Raw genomic sequence first — 8,843 nt, 5'->3', positions numbered from 1 at the left:
GGCATGCTGCCCATGATGTTCGCCCTGATCGTCCTGCTGTCCATGATCGCCCGCCGTCTCACCGGCTCCCGCCCCGCCGCACTCCTGGCCATCGCAGGCTCGATCTCGGTCGGAGCGGCGAGTCTCTACCTGGGCAGCAGCGACCTGTTCACCTGGGGAGGCATTCCAGACGCTTCATGGACGAGCCCCACCCAGGCATTCGGGGCCCTCCTGTTCGCCCCAGTCGTCCTGCTGCTCATCGACCTTCTCGATCATGGGCGCCGCGGTGCGGGCAGGTGGCCGCTGCTGACGGTCTTCCTCGTCGCGGTCATGGGAGCCAAGGCCGTCTACCTGCCCCTGCTCGCGGTGGGCCTGCTGGCGGTGGTCGCGGTCGAGGTGATCGGACGGCGCCGGATGCCGTGGCCCGCGCTCACCGCGCTCGGGATGACCGCGGCCTGCTTCCTCTTCGCGCAGGCGACGCTGTTCGGTCAGGTGCGACAGGGGCTGATCGTCGACCCCCTCTCGTTCGCACGAACCGCGTGGGGCGAGTTGACCGGTCTGGGCGAGCAGGTGAGCCCCCCGTTGGCCTCGGTGCTGGCCGTCGCATCGCTCTACCTGTTGTGCTGGGCCGTCGCGTGGTGCGGGATCCTCGGGTTGCTGTGCAGGCCGAGACTGCTCCTGCGACCGGCGGTGGTCCTCCTGCTCGGCATGGGCGCGGCGGGCATGGGCGCGGCGCTCCTGCTCGGGCACCCCGGCCGGAGCCAGCTCTTCTTCCTCTGGGGCGCCTATCCCTACCTGGTGATCGTCGCGGTCTACGGGATCCTTGTCCTCCTGCGGCACGCACAGGTGTCGCTCGGAGAGGCGATGTGCTCGGCCGGTGCCGGGGCGGTCGCCGCCTATGCGATTCCCGTCCTGTGCGGCGTCAGAATCCCCCTCGGTCCCGGCGAGGGGGACACCGTCCTCTACCGGCCGTACATCGTGCTGGCGGTGGCCGTCGTCCTGGTGGCCGCCGTCCTGGTCGTCAGGTGCGGCGGCCTTCGCGGATGGGCGCTCGTGACCATCATGCTCGCGGCCATCGGCCTGCCCGCCTACGGGAACGCGCGTGGCCTTTCCGTCATGGACCGCCTCATCGGAAAGGGTTCTCATGCGGTCAGGCCGGTGGCCTCGCCCGTCCCCCTGGGCGCCCTGGAGGCCGGCCGGTGGTTGCGCGCCCACTCGGATCCGGACGACCTGGTGGCCACGGACGCGCACTGCCGCTGGGGATACGAGGATCCGTGCGACACCCGCCAGTCCTGGGTGGCCGCCCTGTCCGAGCGGCGGGTGCTGACCGAGGGCTGGACCTACACCGCCGCGAACATGAGCCACTGGCGCCCCGGTTCCCCGCCCGAACACCTGCCGTTCTGGGACGGTGAGCGGCTCGCCCTCAACGACGCCGCCTTCCGGGCGCCCTCGGCGACCACGATCCGGCGGCTGCGCGAGCGCTACGGGGTGCGCTGGCTCTTCGTCGACGAACGCCACACCGGCCAGACCTCCAGGATCGGGGACTTCGCGGAGCTCCGGTTCCGCTCCGGCGACTGCGCCGTCTACCGGATCCCGGAGCACGAGGTCTCCTCAAGTGCCGCCGGCGGCCCGCCAGGCGACGACGCGTCGGCCCGGTCGAGCCAGACCGGAAGGACATCGAGCCCATCAGGAAGGTTGACATGAGGATTCTCCACATCGGATACCGGCTTCCACCCGAGCCCGGGGGAAAGGAACGCTATATCGAGCGCCTCAGCCACGAGCAGATGCTGCGTGGACACGAGGTGGTCGTCGCCCACCGGCGGGGCGACATCCCCGGTGGCGCGAAGGCGCTTCCGCTGGCACGGACCGCTGCCAGCCGCGCCGTCTCCAGAAGGTCGGATGTGATCGCCTTCGCCATGGAGTGCGCGCGGACACTCCGCCGGGCACACCGGATCGACATCGTGCACGCGCACGGCGACCACCGCGAGGCGCTCGGCCTCGGCTCCGCCGCACGGCGAGCGGGGATTCCCCTCCTGCTCCATGTCCACGGCGCCCTCACCGTGCGTCACCGGCGGATCATGCCGTGGGCCTTCCGCCACACCGACGGATTCATCGTGGCCGGAGAACGGCCGCGGGAGGACCTGCTGGCGGCCGGCGTACCGGAGCGGCGGATGCGGATCATACCCGGCGGCCTGAACCTCGATCACCTCGCCGGATTCCGGGAGAGACATCCGGTCGAACCAGGATTGATCGTCAGTGTGGGCTCGCTGGTGAAGGTGAAGAACCACGCGCTGACCGTTCAGGCCTTCCACCGGCTACGGACCGACCACCCCGGCGCGCGCCTCGTCATCGCGGGTGACGGCCCGGAACGCGCCCGGCTTGAGCGGCTCGCCGGGACGGGCCCGGGAATCGAGTTCACCGGGCACATCCCCGCCGACGACGTGTACTCGCTGGTAAGCCGGGCCCAGGTGGTCGTGCATGCCTCCCAGCGGCTTCCCGCCATCGGGGAGGGCATTCCCTTCGCCCTCCTGGAGGCTCTCGCGCTGGGCACCGCCGTCATCGTCTCGTCCGACGCCTCGCTCGGCACGGCCGTAGCGGACGGCTCCGCCTACCGCGTCTTCCAGTCGGGATCCGTGCAGGACCTGGTGACGCACCTGCGATCGGTCCTCGACGACCAGGCGCTGTGCCTCCAGCTGATCGAACGCGGGGTACGGGCCGTGTCGAACCTCGACTGGCGGATGGTGGGCGACCGCATCGGGGAATGGTACGAGACGCTCATCGCCGACCGGACCCCTGCCCCGGTGAGCGCGTCATGAGCGGCCTGCACGTCTGTGAAGTGATCAAGACGCTGGACGTGGGCGGCGCGGAGGTCCTGCTCGTCGAGAGGCTGCTCGCCGCTCCCCCGACGGACAAGCGCTACACCGTCGTATACCTGTGGGCCTCCACCAACGAGCTGAGCGAACGGCTGCGATCGGCGGGCATCGGAGTCGTCGACCTCACCGAGTGCCCGCGCTGGCTCCGCCTGGCCCGCCTCGCGCTCGTGGTGCGGAGGTTGAGGCCCGACGTCCTCAACATCCACTCCCCCCTTCCCGCGTCACTCCTGCGGCCCGTGTCCCGGTTGCTGAGTCCTCGCCCTGCCCTGGTCTCGACGGTGCACAACGTGCGCTACCGGCTGCCGACGATGTTGCTCGACCGGGCGACGGGCTGGCTGGACACCCGGACGGTGGCGGTCTCTCCGCAGGTCGCCCGTGCTCGTACCAGCAGGTACTCGCGTGGCCTGTCCGTTCGCGTGCACGGCGTCCAGCTCGCGGAACAGCGCCGTTGGGCGGCTCGATCGGCACAGACGAGGCAGGAGTGGGGCGTATCCCCGGACGCCTTCCTGATCGTGCACGTCGCCAACTTCCGCGCGCAGAAGAACCATGAGCTGCTCGTCGAAGCCGCGGCGAGGGTCGAGGAGCGAGACCCCCGCCCGGTGTTCCTTCTCGCCGGATCAGGTCCCCTGCACGAGCGGGTGGCCCGCCAGGTCGAAGGGCTCGGCGTGGGCAACGTGCGCCTGCTCGGTCACGTGCCCGACGCCGGTCGGCTCATCGCCTCCTGTGACCTGCTCGTGCTCAGTTCCTCCTACGAAGGGCTGCCCGTGGTCGTCATGGAGGCTCTCGCCGCGGGCGTGCCGGTCGTGTCCACCGCGGTGGGCGGAGTACCCGATCTGATCGAGGACCGCAGGAACGGCCTCCTGGTCAGGCCCGGGGACCCCGCCGCCCTCGCCGAGGGCATCCTGCGGGCGACGCGCCCGGAGATCCACGCGCGCCTTCGCGAGGGAGCGCGGGAGAGCAGGGAGCTGGTGGACATCAGCCGGGCGGCCGACTGGTTCGACAGGCTGTACGACGAGGTCTGCTCGTAGGACATGGCCAGCACTCTCGGACGCGCCGTCCACCGGATACGCCCGCCTGGCAGGCGCCAGCTGCGAACCTTCGCATCGCTGACCGCCGCCGGCCTGGGCGAGGCGGTTCTTCCCACTCTCAGCCTGATCGCTCTGGTACGCCTGACGGGTAGCGAGACATCCGGTCAGGTGGTCTTCGCCCAGTCCGTCGCGGCCGTCTGGTTCCTGCTGTGCGACCCCTGTCTGGAGAACGCCGCCCAGCGATTCGTCCCCATCGAACAGCAGCGGAGCGGGCGGGGGTCCTCGCTGTTCATGCGCCTGATCCACTGGGACGTGGCGATCGGCGTGGCCGCGACCGGTGCCGGCCTCCTGGCGCTGCCGGCCGCGCGCCTGCTCGGCTCCGTCTCCGACGAGTTCGCGCTCATGCTCGCTCTGGCCATCGTCGCCCGTGGGGCCATGGCGTCGTACGGTACGGCGGGCGCGGCCTTCGCGCTGACGGACAGGCTGCGTGCCCTGGGCGTGCTCAGGACGCGGTGCGCCGTCCTGTCGTTCGGACTGTCCCTCGGCGGACTGTTCCTCGGCGGCCCCCTGCTCTACCTGGCGGGCCAGGCCGCGGGCGCGCTGGTGATGGCGGTGGTGTTCTACCTGCTGGCCACCCGGGTGCTCGTCGCGGAGCTGGGACCGGCCGTCGCGCGGGTCCGGCTGCCGCCGGGCATGGTCGCCTTCACCGTGAAGACGTCAGTGGGAACCAGCGTGGCCGGGATCTCCGACTCGGGCATCCTCACCCTGGCGGGCCTGCTGGGCGGCCCGACCCTGGTGACCATCCTCAAGATCGCATCGGCCCCCGGCCGCTTCTACGCCAACCTGGCGATCCCGGTGGCCGCGATGCTCTATCCCCGGATCATCCGGACCGCCACGGCGGGAGCGGGAAGGGCACCCATCATCCGGGACGTCATGCGCACCACCCTGCTGCTCGCCGCGGCCGGGGCGGCGACCATCACCGTCGCGCTCCCGGTGACCGACGCCGTCATCGGCATGGCCTACGGCCCCGGGTACGCCCACATCGGCGTGGTCGCCCTGGTGCTCCTGGGCGCCGCCTGCGTGAAGGGAACGGTCTGCTGGTCCAACGTGCTTCCCCTCGCCCTCGGCAGGCCCGGCTGGCGGCTCGCGTACCTCCTGGCGGAGGGGGTCATGCTCCTGGGCGTACTTCTCGTCGCCGGCCGGACCGCGTCGAGCCCGTTCCAGGCATCGCTCTGTTTCGGGTGGGGAACGCTGGCCGTCGCCGTACTCGGGACGGGTTTCTGGATCGCGTCGTTGCGGCCTATCGCGGACCTCGGCTGTCCGGACTCCAGATGATCTTCCTGTGGCGGAGCACCGGTATCCAGATAAGCGGCAAAAGGATTGTTTCTCCATGCTCCCATCACGGCCACCAACGAAGTCGTCAGTCCTGATAGGGATCAAAGGGTGGACTGCGAACACTTGGGGCGTCCCAACTAGATCATGCCTAGGTAGGGAATGGGGAAAACATCGCGCCCACACCGTGATGGCGTCGGCAAACAGCTCGGGAGGAGAACTAGTTTCTCCGACGTGAGCCAGGCCCGTCATCAAGGAGCCGCTATGAAGCCGGATGGTCGGATTCGTGTCATGGAGATCATCGCCCGGATGAACGTCGGCGGCCCCGCCACCCAGATGTCGGGGCTGTCGGAAGGACTGGACTCGGGAGAGTTCGACCACCGCCTCTACACCGGTCACGTCGACGAGCACGAAGGCGACCACCTCCAGCTGCGCAACACGAGGGTACGGGTGCACCGGGTGCCAGGCCTCGGCCGGTCGGTCAAGGCCGGAGACGACTGCCAGGCGCTCTTCTGGCTGATCCGCGCGATGCGGGCGTTCCGCCCGCACGTCGTGCACACCCACACGGCCAAGGCGGGCGCTCTGGGCAGGGCGGCGTCCCGCCTGTCCGGTGTCGGCTCGGCCCGGGCGCACGTCTTCCACGGGCACCTCCTGCACGGCTACTTCTCCCCGCTCAAGCGCGGGCTCTACGTGCGCTCGGAACGGATCCTGGCCTCCATGTCGGACCGGCTGGTGACGGTGGGAGCCCAGGTCAGGGACGATCTGCTCCGGGCCGGTATCGGACGCCCCGCCCAGTACGTGGTGATCCCTCCCGGCGTGCGGCTGGGACCGGTCCCCGACCGCAGGACGGCCCGCGCCGCGCTCGGACTCCCACCGGACGCACCCGTCGTGGCGTACGTGGGCCGCCTCACCCAGGTGAAGCGGCCCGACCGCTTCCTCGCCGTGGCCGACATCGTGTCCAGGCAGATCCCCGGCTGCCGCTTCGTCATGTGCGGGGGCGGCGACCTGGAGCGGCAGGTCGCGCGGGACGTCGAGCCCGTCCGCGACTCCTTCCACCTGCTCGGCTGGAGGAAGGACGTGGAGGCCGTCTACGCCGCCGCCGACGTGATCGTGCTGACCTCCGACAACGAGGGCACCCCGCTCTCGCTCATCGAGGCGGGCATGGCGGGCACGCCGGTGGTCTCCACCCGGGTGGGAAGCGTCGCCGAGATCGTCAGGGACGGGCACACCGGACTGCTGTCCTCGACCGACCCGGCCGAACTGGCGGCGCACACGGTCCGCCTGCTCTGCGATCCGGACCTGGCCCGCCGGATGGGTGAGTCGGCCCACGACTGGACGCGGCACGCGTTCGACGTGACGCGCCTCGTCTCCGACACCGAGCACCTCTACCGGTCGCTGTGCGGGAAGGCCGGCCGGCGGCTCCTGGCGGAAGAGAACGCGCGATGAGGGTGCTGGTGACGGGCGGTGCCGGCTTCATCGGCGCGCACCTGTGCCGGGCGCTGGCGGAGCGGCCCGAGGTCGGACACATCACGGTGCTGGACGACCTGAGCAGCGGGGACCTCAGCAACCTCGACGGCGTCGAGGCGGCGGTGGTGACGGGCAGCATCCTGGACCGGGACCTGCTGACGGACCTGGTGGCCGGTGTCACGCACGTGATCCACCTCGCCGCCCGGCCCTCGGTCCCCCGCTCCCTGGCCGATCCGCTGGCCTCGCACGCCGTCAACGCGACCGGCACCCTGCACGTGCTGGAGGCGTGCCGCGCGAGCAGGCCGCACGTGATCCTCGCCTCCTCGTCCTCGGTGTACGGCGACTGTCCCGAACCCCGCAAGCACGAGGACCTGCCCACCAGGCCGCTCAGCCCGTACGGGGCCGGCAAGCTCGCCGGCGAGGCCTACGCGACGGCCTACGCGCACAGCTACGGCCTGCCGGTCATGCCGTTCCGCTTCTTCAACGTCTACGGCCCGCTGCAGACCGCCGGACACGCCTACGCGGCCGTGATCCCGGCGTTCGTCTCCGCGGCGCTGCGGGGCGAGCCGGTGCCGCTCCACGGCGACGGCCTCCAGTCGCGGGACTTCACCTATGTGAGGTCGGTGACCCAGGTCCTCGTCGACGCGGCCGCGCGCCGGATGACCAGCACGAAGCCGGTGAACCTGGCGTTCGGCACCACGGTCTCCCTCCGGCACCTGACAGACGTCCTCGCCGAGATCCTCGGCCGCCCGGTCGAGTCGACTCACCTGCCGCCGCGGGCGGGCGACATCCGGCAATCCCAGGCCTCTCCCCAGCTGCTCCGCGAACTGTTCCCCGGTGTGTGTCCCGTCCCGCTTGAGGACGGGCTCCGCGCAACGGTGCGCTGGTTCGAGAGAACCCAGGTTCCAGGCATCGAGTCGACGCTCGGCACGTACGCGTGAACCACCGCTTCCTCCCGCTAACAGAGATCTCTCCAAGCACGTGATGAGGAGAACCCGTGAGCACGGCACCAAGAACCAACTATCTGATAACGGGTGGCAGTGGATTCATCGGATCGCACCTGGCCGACGCGCTGCTCGCGCGCGGTGACTCCGTCGTCGTCCTGGACAACCTCTCGACGGGCCGGCTGGAGAACCTGCGGCCCCATCCGGAGCTGCGTTTCGTACACGGTTCGGTCCTGGACGAACTCATGGTCGACGAGCTGGTGCACCGCTGCGACGTCGTCGTCCACATGGCGGCCGCGGTCGGCGTCAAGCTGATCGTCGAGCAACCGCTGCGGTCGCTGACGACCAACATCCGGGGCTCGGAGATCGTCATCGAGGCCGCGCACCGGTACCGGAAGAAGATCCTGATCACCAGCACGAGCGAGATCTACGGCAAGAACTCCTCCGACGCGCTGCGCGAGGACGCCGACCGAATCCTCGGCAGCCCCGCGGTGGTCCGCTGGGCCTACAGCACCGCCAAGGCCGTCGACGAGATACTCGCCAACGCCTATCACAAGGAACGCGGCCTGCCGACGATCGTCGTCCGGCTGTTCAACACGGTGGGCCCGCGGCAGAGTCCGACCTACGGCATGGTGATCCCGAGCCTCGTCCGGCAGGCCCTGTCGGCCACGCCGCTGACGGTCTTCGGCGACGGGACCCAGACCCGCTGCTTCGCGCACGTCGCGGACGTGGTCGACGCGCTGCTCCGGCTGCTCGACGAGGACGCGGCCATCGGTGAGACCTTCAACATCGGCTCCACCGACGAGGTGAGCATCATGGAACTGGCGAAACTCATCATCGAGTTCACCGGTTCCACCTCCGGAATCGACCTCGTCCCCTACTCCGAGGCCTACGAGCGGGGATTCGAGGACATGACCCGCAGGGTTCCGGACACCGCGAAGCTCCGCGCGCTCACCGGCTGGGCTCCCCGGCGCTCTCTCGACAGGATCCTCACCGAGATCATCAGAGAGTCCGTCGGCGATCCGGCGGCGTGCCCCCGGTGAACGGAACGATCGCCCTCGCCGCAGGCACGGCCTGCCTTCTCAGCGTGGCGACCGCCGTGCCGCTGAGGCGCCTGGCGCTGCGCTGGGATCTCGTCGACCGCCCCGGCGGGCACCGGGCCCACGCTCGCCCGACCCCCTACCTCGGCGGCATCGCGATCGCGGCGGGCACGGTCGTGC

At 70.3% G+C, this 8,843-nt stretch carries 7 protein-coding genes and 1 pseudogene; all 8 read left to right on the top strand.

Annotation, left to right across the window (positions count from 1 at the left end):
* Positions 1-1,683 (top strand): hypothetical protein (locus tag ABZU75_RS43505; protein ID WP_355568401.1); only part of this gene is annotated, 1,683 nt, incomplete at its 5' end.
* Positions 1,680-2,795: a glycosyltransferase family 4 protein gene (locus tag ABZU75_RS43500; RefSeq protein ID WP_355568398.1), complete on the top strand. Its 1,116-nt coding sequence runs from the start codon at positions 1,680-1,682 to the stop codon at positions 2,793-2,795. The genes ABZU75_RS43505 and ABZU75_RS43500, both read left to right, overlap by 4 nt.
* Entirely contained in the window at positions 2,792-3,880 is a 1,089-nt protein-coding gene (locus ABZU75_RS43495) for a glycosyltransferase (protein ID WP_355568395.1), read from the top strand. The genes ABZU75_RS43500 and ABZU75_RS43495 overlap by 4 nt, the downstream gene beginning before the upstream one ends.
* 3 nt (positions 3,881-3,883) lie before the next feature.
* A complete protein-coding gene (locus tag ABZU75_RS43490) occupies positions 3,884-5,215 on the top strand; it encodes a hypothetical protein (RefSeq protein WP_355568392.1) in 1,332 nt (443 codons plus the stop codon).
* A 261-nt stretch (positions 5,216-5,476) separates the two neighbouring features.
* Positions 5,477-6,658, top strand: a complete 1,182-nt coding sequence (locus ABZU75_RS43485; RefSeq protein WP_355568389.1) for a glycosyltransferase — start codon at positions 5,477-5,479, stop codon at positions 6,656-6,658.
* Complete coding sequence (locus ABZU75_RS43480) at positions 6,655-7,620, top strand: NAD-dependent epimerase/dehydratase family protein (protein WP_355568386.1); 966 nt, start codon at positions 6,655-6,657, stop codon at positions 7,618-7,620. Before ABZU75_RS43485 ends, ABZU75_RS43480 begins: the two co-directional genes overlap by 4 nt.
* Positions 7,621-7,676: 56 nt before the next feature.
* Positions 7,677-8,666 (top strand): GDP-mannose 4,6-dehydratase, encoded by a 990-nt coding sequence (locus ABZU75_RS43475; protein WP_355568383.1) that lies wholly within the window; start codon positions 7,677-7,679, stop codon positions 8,664-8,666.
* Positions 8,663-8,843: pseudogene (locus ABZU75_RS43470) on the top strand (hypothetical protein); the annotation flags it as partial. The gene ABZU75_RS43475 and the pseudogene ABZU75_RS43470, both read left to right, overlap by 4 nt.

The sequence above is a fragment of the Streptosporangium sp. NPDC005286 genome (genome assembly GCF_040607515.1).
GTDB lineage: Bacteria > Actinomycetota > Actinomycetes > Streptosporangiales > Streptosporangiaceae > Streptosporangium.
This window is presented reverse-complemented; position numbering and strand designations above follow the sequence as displayed.

Coding starts and splice junctions, on each gene's coding strand:
- ABZU75_RS43500 (WP_355568398.1), top strand. CDS start 1,680: ATGAGGATTCTCCACATCGGATACCGGCTTCCACCCGAGCCCGGGGGA.
- ABZU75_RS43495 (WP_355568395.1), top strand. CDS start 2,792: ATGAGCGGCCTGCACGTCTGTGAAGTGATCAAGACGCTGGACGTGGGC.
- ABZU75_RS43480 (WP_355568386.1), top strand. CDS start 6,655: ATGAGGGTGCTGGTGACGGGCGGTGCCGGCTTCATCGGCGCGCACCTG.
- ABZU75_RS43485 (WP_355568389.1), top strand. CDS start 5,477: ATGAAGCCGGATGGTCGGATTCGTGTCATGGAGATCATCGCCCGGATG.
- ABZU75_RS43490 (WP_355568392.1), top strand. CDS start 3,884: ATGGCCAGCACTCTCGGACGCGCCGTCCACCGGATACGCCCGCCTGGC.